At 52.5% G+C, this 15,049-nt stretch carries 14 protein-coding genes; 5 read left to right on the top strand and 9 right to left on the bottom strand.

Annotation, left to right across the window (positions count from 1 at the left end):
• Positions 1–106 precede the first annotated feature (106 nt).
• Both lysS and prfB read right to left on the bottom strand, forming a co-directional pair.
• A complete protein-coding gene (gene lysS, locus KJI95_RS03985) occupies positions 107–1,609 on the bottom strand; it encodes a lysine--tRNA ligase (protein ID WP_214505852.1) in 1,503 nt (500 codons plus the stop codon).
• 19 nt (positions 1,610–1,628) lie between these two features.
• Positions 1,629–2,727 (bottom strand): peptide chain release factor 2 gene (gene prfB / locus KJI95_RS03990; protein WP_214505853.1). Its coding sequence is split into 2 segments (ribosomal slippage): positions 1,629–2,651 and positions 2,653–2,727, totalling 1,098 coding nucleotides; the frame shifts between segments, so codons are not numbered across the junction.
• Between the two features lie 287 nt (positions 2,728–3,014).
• On the opposite strand from prfB, the gene KJI95_RS03995 reads away from it, so the two are divergent.
• Complete coding sequence (locus KJI95_RS03995) at positions 3,015–3,998, top strand: ion channel (protein ID WP_214505854.1); 984 nt, start codon at positions 3,015–3,017, stop codon at positions 3,996–3,998.
• 106 nt (positions 3,999–4,104) lie between these two features.
• Here KJI95_RS03995 and KJI95_RS04000 read toward each other — a convergent pair whose 3' ends face one another.
• The 3 genes from KJI95_RS04000 to hemG all read right to left on the bottom strand — a co-directional run bounded on the left by KJI95_RS04000 (position 4,105) and on the right by hemG (position 7,177).
• A complete protein-coding gene (locus KJI95_RS04000; protein ID WP_214506184.1) occupies positions 4,105–5,769 on the bottom strand; it encodes a methyl-accepting chemotaxis protein in 1,665 nt (554 codons plus the stop codon).
• 314 nt (positions 5,770–6,083) lie between these two features.
• Positions 6,084–6,650 carry a cytochrome b/b6 domain-containing protein gene (locus KJI95_RS04005; RefSeq protein WP_214505855.1) on the bottom strand — a complete coding sequence of 189 codons (567 nt, stop codon included), beginning with the start codon at positions 6,648–6,650 and terminating at the stop codon, positions 6,084–6,086.
• Complete coding sequence (gene hemG, locus KJI95_RS04010) at positions 6,632–7,177, bottom strand: menaquinone-dependent protoporphyrinogen IX dehydrogenase (protein ID WP_214505856.1); 546 nt, start codon at positions 7,175–7,177, stop codon at positions 6,632–6,634. The genes KJI95_RS04005 and hemG overlap by 19 nt, the downstream gene beginning before the upstream one ends.
• Before the next feature lie 231 nt (positions 7,178–7,408).
• Between hemG and KJI95_RS04015 the strand changes: the two genes are divergently transcribed.
• The 4 genes from KJI95_RS04015 (at position 7,409) to KJI95_RS04030 (ending at position 10,874) form a co-directional block, all read left to right on the top strand.
• A complete protein-coding gene (locus KJI95_RS04015; protein ID WP_214506185.1) occupies positions 7,409–8,617 on the top strand; it encodes an MFS transporter in 1,209 nt (402 codons plus the stop codon).
• Positions 8,618–8,792: 175 nt separating this feature from the next.
• Positions 8,793–9,635, top strand: coding sequence for a TIGR03899 family protein (locus tag KJI95_RS04020; protein ID WP_214505858.1), 843 nt, complete (start codon positions 8,793–8,795; stop codon positions 9,633–9,635).
• 283 nt (positions 9,636–9,918) lie between these two features.
• Positions 9,919–10,122, top strand: a complete 204-nt coding sequence (locus KJI95_RS04025) for a DUF2986 domain-containing protein (RefSeq protein ID WP_214505859.1) — start codon at positions 9,919–9,921, stop codon at positions 10,120–10,122.
• A 119-nt stretch (positions 10,123–10,241) separates the two neighbouring features.
• Positions 10,242–10,874: a GNAT family N-acetyltransferase gene (locus KJI95_RS04030; protein WP_214505860.1), complete on the top strand. Its 633-nt coding sequence runs from the start codon at positions 10,242–10,244 to the stop codon at positions 10,872–10,874.
• Between the two features lie 187 nt (positions 10,875–11,061).
• On the opposite strand, the gene KJI95_RS04035 is transcribed toward KJI95_RS04030, so the two are convergent.
• The 4 genes from KJI95_RS04035 to cysC all read right to left on the bottom strand — a co-directional run bounded on the left by KJI95_RS04035 (position 11,062) and on the right by cysC (position 15,035).
• A complete protein-coding gene (locus KJI95_RS04035) occupies positions 11,062–12,042 on the bottom strand; it encodes a Kelch repeat-containing protein (protein WP_214505861.1) in 981 nt (326 codons plus the stop codon).
• 398 nt (positions 12,043–12,440) lie between these two features.
• Complete coding sequence (locus KJI95_RS04040) at positions 12,441–13,271, bottom strand: hypothetical protein (RefSeq protein ID WP_214505862.1); 831 nt, start codon at positions 13,269–13,271, stop codon at positions 12,441–12,443.
• Between the two features lie 10 nt (positions 13,272–13,281).
• Positions 13,282–13,986, bottom strand: coding sequence for a hypothetical protein (locus tag KJI95_RS04045; RefSeq protein ID WP_214505863.1), 705 nt, complete (start codon positions 13,984–13,986; stop codon positions 13,282–13,284).
• Positions 13,987–14,438: 452 nt separating this feature from the next.
• Complete coding sequence (gene cysC / locus KJI95_RS04050; protein WP_214505864.1) at positions 14,439–15,035, bottom strand: adenylyl-sulfate kinase; 597 nt, start codon at positions 15,033–15,035, stop codon at positions 14,439–14,441.
• Positions 15,036–15,049: the final 14 nt, after the last annotated feature.

Below are 15,049 nucleotides of genomic sequence, written 5' to 3' on the forward strand. Positions count from 1 at the left end.
AAAACAACAAAGCCGCCCTGAATTTCATCAGGACGGCTTTGATATTAAGGCTTTACGCTAAAGGGCTTATGCGAAGTGCTTACGCTAAAGCCCTTATGCGAAAGGCTTAGGCCTGTGGACGCATGGCCGGGAACAGGATCACGTCACGAATGGTGTGGGTGTTGGTAAACAGCATCACCAGACGGTCGATACCAATGCCCTGACCAGCGGTTGGTGGCAGGCCGTGTTCCAGTGCGGTGATAAAGTCAGCATCGTAGAACATGGCTTCGTCGTCACCGGCATCCTTGGCTTCTACCTGTGCCTTAAAGCGGTTGTCCTGATCTTCAGCATCGTTAAGCTCGCTGAAGCCGTTGGCCACTTCACGGCCGCCGATGAAGAACTCGAAACGGTCGGTGATGAAGTCGTTACCATCGCTGCGACGGGCCAGCGGCGAAATGTCCGCAGGGTAGCCGGTGATGAAGGTTGGCTGCATCAGCTTAGGCTCGGCGGTCTCACCGAAGATCTCCTCAAGCAGCTGTCCGCAGCTCCAGAAGGTTTCGATTTCGATACCGACATCCTTGGCGAGCTTACGCATGAAGTCGAGGTTCTTCACTTCTTCGTAGGTCATGGCCTGGATGGTGGCATTGTCAGGATTGTAGTGCTTGATGGCTTCCAGCATGCTCATACGGGCAAATGGGCCGCCAAAATCAATCACATGCTCACCGTAAGGCAGCTTGGTGTCACCCAGCAGATCCAAAGCGATGCTGGAGAGCATCTCCTCGGTCAGGTTGATGAGGTCGTTGTAGTCGGCGTAGGCCATATAGAATTCCATCATGGTGAATTCTGGGTTATGGCGTGGCGACAGACCTTCGTTACGGAAGTTACGGTTGATTTCAAACACGCGCTCGAAACCACCCACCACCAGACGCTTCAGATACAGCTCTGGGGCGATACGCAGGTACATTTCGATGTCCAGCGCATTGTGATGCGTCACGAACGGACGGGCAGAAGCGCCGCCTGGGATCACGTGCATCATCGGGGTTTCAACTTCCATGAACTCTTTTTTGATCATAAAGTTACGGATAGCGGCAACCACTTTGGAGCGCATCTTGAACGCTTCGCGTGAGTCTTCGTTAACGATAAGGTCAACGTAACGCTGGCGATAGCGGGTTTCCTGATCGGTCAGGCCGTGGAATTTTTCCGGCAGCGGACGCAGTGCCTTGGTCAGCAGCTGGTAGCTTTCCATGTTGACGTACAGGTCGCCCTTGCCAGACAGGTGCAGAGTGCCTTCAACGCCGATGATGTCACCAATGTCCAGACCCACATAACGTTCTTTCAGATCGGCCTGAACGTCTTTGTCGGCATACACCTGAATGCGGCCGGACACGTCCTGCAGCACCAGGAAGGGGCCACGCTTGGCCATCACACGACCGGCAACGGCGGTCTTGAAGCCCAGGGCCTCCAGCTCTTCTTTGCTGTTGGCACCAAACTCGGCCTGAAGCTCAGCGGCCTTGTGTTTACGGCGGAAGGTGTTCGGGTGACCATTGGCCGGGCAGCTCTTGCGAACGTGGTCCAGCTTGGCACGACGTTCCGCAATCAGCTTGTTCTCGTCTTGAATGTGTTCAGTCATCGTCTCTTCTCGCAGTAAATTACAGCCCGGATTTGAGGCTTGCTTCAATAAACTTGTCCAGATCGCCGTCCAGCACCGATTGGGTGTTACGGGTCTCGACGCCGGTACGCAGATCCTTGATGCGGGAATCGTCCAGCACGTAGGAGCGGATTTGACTGCCCCAACCGATGTCGGACTTGGCATCTTCGGCCGCTTGCTTTTCGGCGTTCTGCTTTTGCAGTTCCAGTTCAAACAGCTTGGCTTTCAGCTGTTTCATGGCGGTGTCTTTGTTTTTGTGCTGAGAGCGGTCGTTCTGACACTGCACCACGGTGTTGGTGGGCAAGTGGGTGATACGTACCGCAGATTCAGTCCGGTTTACGTGCTGCCCACCGGCACCAGAGGCGCGGTAAACGTCGATACGCAGATCGGCCGGGTTGATATCAATCTCAATCGAATCATCGATTTCCGGATACACGAACACGGAGCAGAACGAGGTGTGACGACGGCCGCTGGAGTCGAATGGCGACTTACGCACCAGGCGGTGAACGCCGGTTTCAGTGCGCAGCCAGCCGTAGGCGTACTCGCCGGTGAACTTGATGGTGGCACTCTTGATGCCCGCCACGTCACCGTCTGATACTTCAATCAGCTCAGGTTTAAAATCGTGGGCCTCGCCCCAGCGCAGATACATACGCAACACCATGTCGGCCCAATCCTGAGCCTCGGTACCACCGGAGCCTGACTGAATGTCGAGATAGCAGTCAGAGGCGTCCTGCTGGCCGGAGAACATACGACGGAATTCAAGCTCTTCCAGGCGCTTTTCAAGGCCATCCAGCTCGGATTTGGCATCTTCGAAAGTGCCTTCGTCTTCTTCTTCGACCGCCAGCTCCAGCAGGCCTTCGACGTCCTCAAGACCTGTGTCCAGAGTGTCGATGGTCTTTACCACCAGCTCCAGGCTGGCGCGCTCTTTACCCAGATTCTGGGCACGCTCGGGTTCGTTCCATACATCAGAGCTTTCCAGCTCACGGGTCACTTCTTCCAGACGCTCTTTCTTGGCGTCGTAGTCAAAGATACCCCCTAAGGAGCGAAGTGCGATCGGCAAGCTCCTTGATTTTGTATTTAACCGGATTGATTTCAAACATGAGAGTCAACTTAAATCGATTGGATTAACGGAAAAATTAAACGGCGTATTCTAGCAAACTGACCGGATTGTTACCAGTTCAGACGTCCGGAAATCCGCGGCCATCCGGGTTATTTTTTATCAGCCTGCCAATATCGCCGAAACAGCACAAAACGCCGGGCGAAACAAAGCAAAGCGCCCTCTTCTGCACGCAGCGCCGTATCCGCAAGATAAAACTGCACCCAAATCAGCAGCTAATATTTATCACTGATTTTTATCGCCCCGCAGAGCAGGGGCTATACTTTGGCGATGGACGAAAAAAAACCAACATGCTGCTATCACGAAGATGAGGGATTCTCCTGCAGTGAGCCTGCAGGCCCAAGCGGCCTGTGCTACTGGCACGACCCCCGCATCACCAAAGATGGCCCGGACGATAAAGCCAAACTCGAAGCATACGCCCGCGGCGGTGGCATGCTCAGAGGCGTGCACCTGAAACGGGCCAATCTTGCCGGCATCGACCTTGTCAAACATCACTCCAAAACCGGCTACGACATGAGCCATGCCGAGCTGTACCGCGCCAATCTGCAGGGCGCGCACCTGTTTAATCTCAACCTCGAAAACGCCAGCCTGATGAAAGCGGATTTACGGGAGGCCAATATTCACTGCGCCAATTTGCTCAACACCAACCTGCTCGGGATCAAATGGTTTGGCGCCAAAATCGAAAACATCAGTACCGGCAAACTCATCAAACAGGAAAAGCTGGCAATGGAGGCCGAGAAAGTGGGCGAAATGGAAATCGCCATTGACTACTTTGAACAAGCCGAAGAAATCTACCGTGATTTACGTAAAGCCGCTGAACGCGAAGGATTATTTGCCATGGCAGGGCATTTTATTCAGAAAGAGCTCACCATGCGACGCCACCAGCTGCCCAAGTATTCAAAGGCACGCCTGGTATCAAAATTGGTTGACGTATTTTGCGGTTATGGCGAATCGCCAATGCGGGTCATCGGCTTTTCCATGATGCTCATTCTGATTTGTGCCGTGCTGTATTTCTTCACAGGTCTCAGCTACGGCGGCACTGAACACGTATTTCGGCCAGAAAACACCTTCAGCCGAAACTTTTACCTTTTTTTCAATTGCATATACTATTCAGTCGTCACCTTTACCACCCTTGGCTACGGCGACTTTACCCCCATAGGTTTTTCAAGGCTAATCGCCGCCATCGAAGCCTTCACCGGCAGTTTTACCATCGCCCTGTTTGTGGTGGTATTTGTGAAAAAAATGACCCGCTGACCCCTAGGTTGCTGACGCCACGCCAACTGTAATTCTGAGCGCAAATCGCGCGACCTGAGCCAATAACAAGGGCACACTCGGGTGCCTTTGTCCTGCCCGGCGCTTGTCACACCTTAAACTGCCCCACCAGCTGCGCCAACTGGCCGCCTTCGGTGGATACGGTGCGGCTCACGGCGCTCGCCTGCAGGCTCGATGCCAGCAGCGCATTCACTATCTCCTGAATGGCGTAAACGTTGCGGTTAATCTCTTCGGTTACTGAGCTTTGCTCGGTAGCCGCGGTGGCGATTTGGGTGCTCATGTCATTGATGGCGGTGACGGCGCTGGTGACCGCGCCAAGGCTGTCGGAAATCGCCTGGGAAGAAGCCACCGAGCGCTCACAGCTTTGCTGACTCTCATCCATGGTTTTTACCGCCGTGGCCACCAGCTTATGCAGCTCGGTGAGCATCTCATTGATTTCCAGGGTGCTGGCCTGAGTACGGCTGGCAAGGCTTCGTACCTCATCGGCGACTACCGCAAAACCACGGCCCTGTTCCCCGGCGCGGGCAGCCTCAATGGCGGCGTTAAGTGCCAGCAGATTGGTCTGCTCGGCAATACCGCCGATAACCGACAGTACCGAGTTGATTTTCTTCGATTGCTCACTGAGCGAGGTGATGTTTGCCGCCGCCTCGTTAACCTGCCGCATCAGGGTCGATATTTCCCTGACCGATGAATCGACACAGGCCTGAGCGCGGGCCACATCGTCGGTTGCGGCGTGGGTTGCCTCCGCCACCTGGGTAGTATTTTGCGCCACTTCGGCGGCGGTGGAGGACATCTGGGTAATCGCCGTCACCACCTGATCGGTTTCGTTGTTGTGATTGCCAAGCTGCAGCGCCATTTCGGAGGTTTGGCGGTCTATGTCGACAGCCGCCTGCTTCACCCGGGTGGTGGTGTCGGCCACATCGCGGATTATCCGCTGCAGCTTGTCAACAAACAGATTAAAGGCATTGCCAAGCTCGGCGATTTCATCCTGCCCTTTTACGTTAAGCCGCGAGCGCAAATCGCCGTCGCCACGGGCGATATCGTTCAGGCTGTCGACCATGCTGCGAATGGGCACCACCATGCGGTTGGAGGCAATAGTGATGGCAATCAGGGTCGCCAATGTCAGCAGGGACGACATCAGCAGGATCCCGAGTGCTTTATCGACCATGGCGCTGCTTGCCATGTCGCGATACCCATCCACCACAGCATCGATGTCGTCAATGTACACCCCGGTGCCGACCAGCGAATCGGTGCCGGGAATAGGCGCTGCGTAACTGATTTTTTCCACCAATCCTTCGACGCCGGGCTTGGCATGAAAGTAGCTGCTGAAATCGCCGCCACGGCGGGCCGAGTCAATCAGCCCCACCACAATTTTGGTGCCGCTCGGGTCGGTCATGCCGATAAGATTGGTGCCCTCCTGCTCGGGCTTGGCACCATGAAACACACTGAGGCCGGCGTAATCGTAAATAAAGAAATAACCGGCTGCGCCGAATTTAAGCTGCCGCAGCGCGCCGTTCACATCACCTTTATCGCCGAGTTGCCGCTGATACACTATGGTGGCGAGCGCCATGTCGGTTGCATCTTTAAGCTGCTGTTTTCGCTCGTTTACCAACTTGTCTTTAAACAGGGCAACTGAATCGTGCAGCGCCTGGCTTTCCAGTCGCCACGAATAGGCCATCACAGCCGTGAGGATAATTATCAAAGGAGCCAGCGACAGCAGCAGAAACTTGCTGCGCAGGCTGTAATTCGACATCGACATGGACATAACTTAACCCCCGTGGCAACCACAGCGCCTGACTGAACATTCCTGTTGCCAGCGCCAGCGATAACACCCGCTCGCCAATCCATAGCCCATCAAGAGAGTATAGTCCGGTCTGAACTTGGGCTTTAGCATGAATGAGGAATTCGCCCAGAGGGCAAAGCAGCAAAACACTTATCGGAGGGAATACCGCAGCCACAAATAAGACACGCGCTAACGCTATTCAGACATTTGCTCACGCAAATCCAGATAATCCACGCGGCTAAAGGGCACAAAGCCCGATGTGTTAACGGCGGAAGAAGTCGGAGTTAACGGCGGAAGAAGTCGAGCAGATGGGACAGCGCAGCCAGTACGTGCAAAATCAGCACGATAAAAAAGGCAGTAGCGACATCCTGATGCCAGCCGCGCCACCTGAGCGCCTCGGCAGAACCTTCTGCCAGATACCAGCCAAGGCCGGTCAGCGCGGCGGCGCACAGCAGCAGCGCGCTGAGGCCTTCAAGCAAACTGAAGAGGCCCGCACCGCCGCCTTTGGGCAGTTGTCCACGCAGCAAGCCCTTGATATCCGAACCTAATGCCGACTGTCTAAACGGGAAAAACTGCCCCGCCCTGCCGCCAGTCAGGCAGTAATAGAGTAGCAGCAGCGACAGCGGCACCAACAGCAGCCCTAAATACACATGGGTCAGTTCCCAGATGCTGGCATTTTCCCTAAGCCTGCGGGCCATCAGCAAAAACGGCGAGCTGCCAAGCACCAGCAGGGTTGGCAGCATAATCAGCAGATGGAGCCTTGGCAGCAGCCACTGCCAGGCGCGTGCCGCCTTGCCTTTGCGCTTGGCAATTTGGCTGGCAGAGCCTGAACTCAGTGGGCTTTGGGGCATAGTTTCTCCATGGTCGCCACTTCGCGGGCAAAGCTGTCGACCTTGTGCCAATCCGTGTATTCCACCTTGGTATTGGGATCGGTCGGCCCTTTGGTTATCCACATGATAAAGCGGATGATATGTCTATCCATGGCACTGTACCCCCGGTAATCAAGATTACCGCCAAACACTTGCAGCAGCTCAGGTCGCCAGGGTGATTTGCCCAAAAAATCCTGCATATAAGGATTGGTGGCCGGGGTATTTTTGGCGCTTTTGCGCGCCACCAGACTTACGGAGAAAAACGCGCCTGCCTTGGCTTTCAGCAGCTCAAGGTTTTGCTCGATATAGCTGTACACCGCACTGTTGTGTTTGCCGTGGCGAATGCTGGCGCCCAGCACCACCTTGTCATACTCGTCCAGCGGCGGCGCATCGGTCAGCGGCATGAGCGTGACATCATCGCCCTGCCTTTGGATTTCCTTGGCCATGCGTTCACAGATCTTGCGGGTCTGGCCATGGACAGTGGAAAAAAGGATCAGTGTTTTGCTCACGTTGCACCTGCCAACTTAACTTGGGATTCAAAGGCATATTAGGACAAAGTGCTGCAAAAATTGGTGAAATGGATCACGACCTCCCGGGTTAGCGGCCGGGGATTGCGCTAAATCCAAACTGTCTCACATTTGCGGCGCTATTTTCGGCGCCATCCACGGCCGAGCCGCCGATAGCCAAGCGCGCCACTTGGGGTTAACATGCTGAAACTCAGTTATTTCAATCACATTAACATGCTCACCATTTCAGACGCCAAACAGGCACGGCAACTGCTGCTGTGGATGACCTTTATCATGTCGATGGTGTTTGCCGTGTGGCAGGCGCTACTTAATAACTTTGTGATTGAAAAGGCCAATTTCAGCGGCGCCGAAATCGGATTGCTGCAGAGCCTGCGCGAAGTGCCGGGCTTTCTCGCCTTTACCGCCATATTCGTGCTGATTTTTATCCGCGAGCAGCGCTTTGCGCTGTTTTCTTTGCTGCTGATGAGCGTTGGCGTGGCTATCACCGGCTTTTTGCCAACCGTGCTCGGGCTCTATTTCACCACGGTGCTGATGTCAGTCGGGTTTCATTACTACGAGACTCTTAACCAGTCGCTCACGCTGCAATGGGTCGAAAAAGACGAAGCGGCGGCCTTTATGGGCACGGCGCTTTCGTGGAAGGCCGCCTCCGCGCTCGGTGGCTACGGCAGTATCTGGCTGCTGATGACGGTATTTAAGCTCGATTATGTGTGGGTGTATTTATTTATCGGCGGCCTTGGCTGCCTGATGACGCTCGCGCTGTGGCTGCACTTCCCGCATTTTGAAACCGGCGAAGTACAGCATAAAAAGGTGATTTTACGGCGCCGCTACTGGCTCTATTACCTGCTGACCTTCCTCTCCGGCGCCAGACGGCAAATCTTTGTGGTGTTTGCCGGTTTTATGATGGTGGAGAAGTTTCATTACAGCGTCAGTGAAATCACCGCGCTGTTCCTTATCAACTATGTGATTAACCTGCTGTTTGCCCCGGCCATCGGCCGCCTTATCGCCAGAGTCGGCGAGCGCAACGCCCTGTGCATCGAGTACCTTGGCCTGATTGGCGTGTTTGTCAGCTACGCCCTGGTAGAGAACGCCCACTTTGCCGCCGCGCTTTATGTGATTGACCATTTGCTGTTTGCCATGGCGATTGCCATGAAAACCTATTTCCAGAAAATCGCCGACCGCGCTGACATTGCGGCCAGCATGTCGGTGAGCTTTACTATCAATCACATAGCTGCGGTGGCCATTCCGGTGGTATTGGGGTATTTGTGGATTGAATCCAATGCGGCGGTATTTTACATCGGCGCGGCGCTGGCGGCGTGCTCGCTTCTGGCATCGCTCAACGTGCCCCGCGTGCCCGCCCCCGGCAACGAAGTTGCCTATGTGGGCGCCGTGAAGAGTGAACCATTAGAAGTAAAAACACCGTGAGTTCAAGGCACTGTGAGTTCAAAGCTCAGAGAATTGAAAGCACTGTGAATTCAAAGCACAGTAAAACATAGCGTCGCAATCAGTACGCGACAGTGACAATTAACTAAGTCGACAGAGCAAAACCGTCAGGACACTGTGCCAAGCCGCCAGGGCACAGCAAGGGAGCAAGCGCCGGATGAACGCCGAACAAGAAGCCGTAGTGATAGACAGCAGCACCAAAACCGACAGCGAAGTGTCGGCGCGGCGCAAGGCCCTGGTCATAGGCCGCATACTCGGCCTTGCCGGCGAAGGCGATTACAAGCCATCCAATGTGTCGGTGGCCGAGCGCGCCGCCTTTCGCTACCGAAAACTGCAGGCTCAGTATCAGGCCAACGTGGAAGCCATCTATGCCATGGCAATCAAGTACACGCCATCGGATGTGGTGGGCAGCGATCCGGACCCTGACTGGCTGTATCAATTTTTTGAAATGGCTGAAAAAATCCATAACAGGCGCATGCAGGAGCTGTGGGCTCGGATTCTGGCAAAAGAGCTGACCGAGCCGGGTAACTTCAGCCTGCGCACCCTGGAAACCCTCTGTCGCCTCACCTGGCGCGAGGCGCAAACCCTCGAAAAAGCGCTGGCGGTGGCGCTGACCATAGGCAACGATGGCAGGCTTAAGCTGCTGTCGGGCTACCGGCTAACCGGCGGTTTTGGGCAGTATTTTCGCAAATCGCCCACCACCGCCATGCCACTGTCGCAGTTTGGCCTGCCCTACTCGGCGCTGGTGATGTTGATGGATGCCGGCATACTGCACAGCAGCGAGTTTGAGACCGGCCTGCTGGATCCCAAACAGCGCTTTACCCTCACGCTGCAAAAGGGCGAACTCAGCCTGCAGCCCAAAAGCAGCCACCTGCTACTGAGTTACTATCGCTTCTCACCTGTGGGCGATGAACTCGCCCAGCTGGTCCGCCCCCAGGGCGACACCAACTTTGGCAATGTACTCAAGGGCCTGCTGGCAAAGGACTTTATCGTAAGTTAGTGGGCTTAATGGAGTGAGTTTAGCAGCTCGCCAATCATCCCAAGGCTTCTCCTGCATTCAAAGGCGCAAGCGACGCGATAACTTAGCCACGCGTTTAAGCCCGCCTGAAATGCTGCTATAGTGCGCGGTCTTTTTATACTGCGCTTTGTGCTGACGACTGATCCGGCAAACAACTCTTCTGGCAAATGAATCAGATAAGTTGCGCTGAGGATATGCTCAGCAAGGCCGGCAGAAAAAATTGCCCAGCGAACACCTCCTGAAAACCAATCCACCACTGCCGTTTATGAACAGAAAAAAGAAAATCAATCAAACCCTGATTGCCAAAGACAAAAAGAAAAAGGCCAAGCTGCATGGCAGCAACAAGCCAAAGTATATTTCCAAGGCTGAACGTGAGAAATTGGCACAAACCGATGCTGCAGATTTGGCTGGTTCAAAAGCGCACGCAGAGCACGAGCAAGCACCCGAGCAAACGGCTGCGCAGGATTGAGCCAAGTGCAGCGCAGGCTAGCCCTATCGGACATACGCTTTAAGCGGATTAGGCCAAAGAGCTGTGAGCCTTAAGCCCATAAAAGCAGGCCGCTTTAACAGCAGGAGCAAGGATACGCCATGACCAACAAGCCAGCCCTTTATGAAAAGCCAGCCCTTTATGCAAAGCCACCTGTGCTTCGAGGCCAGCGCATCCAGCTAAGAGCACTGGCGCAGCGCGATCTGCCCGCCTTCACCGCCTACCGCTGTCACCCCGATGTCGCCCGCTACCAAAGCTGGACTGATTATGATGCAGTGCGGGCACAGCAGCTGCTCGATAACCAGCAAAACAGCGACTTTGGCGCGCCGGACTCCTGGTTTCAGCTTGCCATCTGCGATACCAACGATGCCCTAATCGGCGATCTCGCTCTGCATTTTTTGGATAATAATCAATTGGAAATCGGCTTTACCCTGGCCCCTGCGCATCAGGGAAAAGGCTATGCTGCCGAAGCCGTGCGCTGCCTGCTCAGCTGGTTTTTTGAGGAAGACGGCAATAGCAGTTATGAGAATAGCAGCGTTGAAAAACCCAAAGGCCACCGGGTATCAGCCACTTGCGATACCGAAAACCACGCCAGTTATCAACTGCTCGAGCGCCTTGGCTTTCGCCGCGAAGCACACTTTGTAGAAAACATCTTCTTCAAAGGCGCTTGGGGTTCGGAATACCAATACGCCCTGCTCAGACGCGAATGGCAGGCAATGCAAGGCGGCAGCTAAGGCAAGACCGTTGAGATAAAAGCCAAAGGTCGAAAAATAGTACAGTCAAAAATAGGGCAGGCACATAGACACAATGTCATGCCTGCCCTGACTCCTTTTGCCCCTTACCTTTTGCCCCTTAGTTCTTTCGCACAATATGCCTGAGTGAATATCTGTAAGACACTTCATAAGATTATGGTGGCCATGTTTATTCTGTCTTCTCAGGGTAAAAACGTTGGGTAGTGTTTAGCGTTTGCTCCAATCCAACGTGTTTTGCACCGCCAATCAGTAGGATATGGTCATCAACTGTGACAGCGCCAAGACCATGCCTCGCGATTTCATGACCCTTTACTCGTTGCCACTGATTGCTTTTGAAATCAAACACCAGAATATCTTTATTGACGCCTTGTGCACTTTCACCACCAAATACATAAAGCTTGTCACCCAAAATGGCCGCTGCATGTCCGGCTCGGCCCTCAGGCATACTTGGCCCTTCCAGCCATCTATCCTCAGCAGGCAAATACTCAAGTAGGTCGTTAAACACCTTGCCATTAGTTTGTCGTCCGCCAATAACAAACCAACGCTCACCTAACTGTACCGTTGCCGCACTGTTTCTGGCACCGGGTAATGATGCCTTGCGAGTAAATTCAAAAGTCTGCGGATCAAATACCAAATGCACATCGACATCAGTACTGTGCTGCCATTGACCGTTTAACTCGCCCTTGGCACTACGCCCCCCCACCAGGTGCACTTTGTTATTGATAACCGCAGCTACGGTTTCACTTAACGGCATTGGCAGTGTCGCCACCGGGCGCCAACGGCTCCGTTCTTCATCAAGCATCAAGACATCATCTGAATTAAACCACTGCCCTTGTTGAGTTTGCACAAAGCCGCCAAAAGCGAATAGTCTCTCGCCCACCGCCTGCAAATAAGTATGATGCCGCCCTTCAGGTAAATCCGGTGCACTCGTCCACGCTCTATTGTCTTGTGACAAATAATGGACTTTTGCAGTCATATTTCCCTGCTGAGCCGGAAGTTCTGATGAAATTCCCCCTGCAATCCAAACTTCGTCACCTACCAGAGCTGGATAAATCTCTTGTATCGCTTCCGGCAGTAATAAAGTCTCGTGGGACTCTTCAGGTTCAGCCATCGTAATAGAGCTGACTATCAGTAAGGAGGAAGTCAGCAAGGAGGAAGCCAGCGAAGTAAATATGAGTAGAGGCCGACGCATAGATATCCTTTATCAATAACCAGTAAAAAATAACGCTTAGAGCCCCTTGGATTTCGGCCATAACCGCCACACCTTGGTTTAACCGTCATACCTGGGTTTAACCAGCACACCTTGGTTTAACCGCTACACCTTGGTTTAACCAACAGCGCCGTAAAACCTAACGCTCGCACATTTGCAAGAGGACATCCATAAGCCTTTCGCAGCAGGTTGCACGGAAATTTGTCCCGTTCTAAGCAGAAAAAGATAGAAAAAAAGTAAGAAAGTCATAGGGCTACAAAGGCAGCAAGCACATAGCAAAGTTCGATAAGGAGTGTTGTGGGTGTCCTGACACTTCATATATGTCCTGTCTTTTTTGCTCATTTCTTAAAAAAAGCAGCTTCTGAGATATCATCAGTATCAAACTCCACCGACTCCATCCCCCCACTACCGATATCATATCGAGATAAGCTAACCTGATTTTTCCCCAACGATTCAGAAACAATAATTCCAATAATGCTATTTCCAACAATCAACCTAGGAATGAAGTTTTCTGCTTTTATAATCATTCCCCCGCTAACAAAAAAGTATTTACCCCACTCTTTCCCTCTACAAACAATTCCATAATCTTTGGAAATTGCAACTGGAACACAGTAATCCAATTTTGCTATATAATTACTTACAGCTTTACCCTGTATTAATTTCAATACCTTTTGCTTGATGTCAAAATAGGCAATCCCTTCTTTTGAGGAAGTTGAGTTACCTCGCCCTATAGAAATAGGCAATTCCTCATGTATTCTTTCAGAACCATTTTCATCAACACATACAATCGAACTGCCTTCGCTATCAAGCAGGTCACGAGCAAAGCATAGGCTTCCATTTATGAATGATGGATATTTTCCATTAGAAATAAATGAAACTTTATTTTTACCTATCGAGTAACCGTATATTTCAGCCACATTTCCATGTTCAGGCTTAAAATAGCCAACTGAAAAAAAAACTTCTTCCCTGTTAGCAATTACGCCCAAAAAAGAATAATTGGGATGACTAGCCTTTAAATAACTTAAAAATTCGATCTTACCAACTTCATCAATTACACCACCATCCACTTCATACTCGTAGATACGCCCATCTCTTTTTAGAACAAAATAGTCTTCAGCCACAGCACTAAGCGATAAAAAAAGAGAGACAAAAATCAACATGAATTTCAACTGCACACCCTCACAATCCAGAAAAAAGCTTTCGGGCGGACGTAACAAACATCTGACAATTGTGAGTTGTCAAATTATAACTATTACCGTCCCACGGTATAGATGTACTAATCGGCATCCCTACAGAATCCAGCCCTATCACAGTTTGTGAACCAGGCATATTTGTAAGCATCGAGTATATATCAACTGCCCCATCAGCGACATACATGGGGGAAGAAAACAAATAATCTTTCACAGTCCAACCTTGGGAAAATGAGTTGAACGTTCCGGTTGTTGTATACCCTATTGTATGTAGGCTACCGACCTCATCAAACCAGAATATATCTTCATGTAAAACCTCTTGATCCATGGCATCTCTGTTGGGTTGCTGTGCCATTCCCGGTGTATGAGCCAATTTTCTTTTACCAGAGAATACCAAGGTCTTACCTTTTTCGTATCCCATTTTCTGCTTCAATTCATCTTCGCTGTCAGACCTTATTGTCGCTTTTCGTTTAGATAAAGCCGTTTCAGCATTGAACAATTGAATGAAAGCTCCTGTAACTGCACCATTCACAAACTTCCCTCCGGAAAGCTTTGAAGCAGTTCCCCCAATAACCCCAGCGACAACGACCCTCATCGGACGATAACTTGACTCACCACCACCAATCTGATTGATCAAGGGCTTAAATGCAATTAAAAGATAGGACAGGCACAACGCTTTACTCGCAGCGAGCACGAGGCAACACTCCCCATCGAAGCCGCTTTGGCTGTTGGGCTGAGGGAAACGGGCAAGCCGAGATAGGGATATCGAGGCAGTGACCGTCGAGCTTGGAGCGAGTCGGTCACGGTGCTCGTTTTCAGCCCATAAAGCCAAAGTGCTCGGCTTCGTCTGGGGTCGCTGGGGGATTGGATAAGGGGGCAAGTCGATACTGCCTCCGCGTGGCGTACAGAGCACTTCGGCTTCCGCTAAGCGACAGAAACTTTTCTGTCGCTTGCCTTTCAGGCACACTTTCGCCCTTTCCTCGGGTGTGGGGTGAAGCCCCACGACTTTGGTTGCTTGAAAAGCAACAGAGATTAAAACTATGTGGCGTTAGCCATCCCATCGAGTAGGAAGCAGGAAGTAGGAACAGTCTACTCAGCAATTACCAGCGAAGCACTCGGCTAACGATAAAGCCCCCTGATGCTCAATCAGGCCGGAATGTACCCACCACCAATCAAATAATCCACCAGCTTCGCCACCTGCGAATCCAGATCCCCCTCACTGGTATCAATCACCAATTCCGCACTTACAGGTGCCTCGTAAGGCGAGGAAATACCGGTAAAATCTTTAATCTCACCAGAGCGGGCCTTCTGGTAAAGGCCCTTCGGATCGCGGGATTCACACACATTGAGCGGTGTGGCTACGTGCACCTCGATAAACTCACCCTCGCCCACCAGTGAGCGTACCAGATCCCGCTCGGCGCGCTGGGGCGAAACAAAGGCCGAGAGGACCAAGAGCCCGGCGTCCAGCATCAGCTTGGCCACCTCGCCCACCCGGCGGATGTTTTCGCGTCTGTCGTCGAGGCTGAAGCCTAAATCGTTACACAGGCCGTGGCGCACATTGTCGCCATCGAGCAAATAAGAATGCAGGCCGCGACGATACAGCTCGGCTTCCAGAGCGCCAGCGAGGGTGCTCTTACCGGCACCGGAGAGGCCGGTAAACCAGAGGATGGCGCCGCGATGGCCTTTTTGCTCGGCGCGCTCGCTGCGGGTAATGGCGTGTTGATGCCAGACGATATGGTTCATGGGTGCTCCTTCCT

The organism is Shewanella jiangmenensis, from assembly GCF_018596335.1.
GTDB classification, from domain to species: domain Bacteria; phylum Pseudomonadota; class Gammaproteobacteria; order Enterobacterales; family Shewanellaceae; genus Shewanella; species Shewanella jiangmenensis.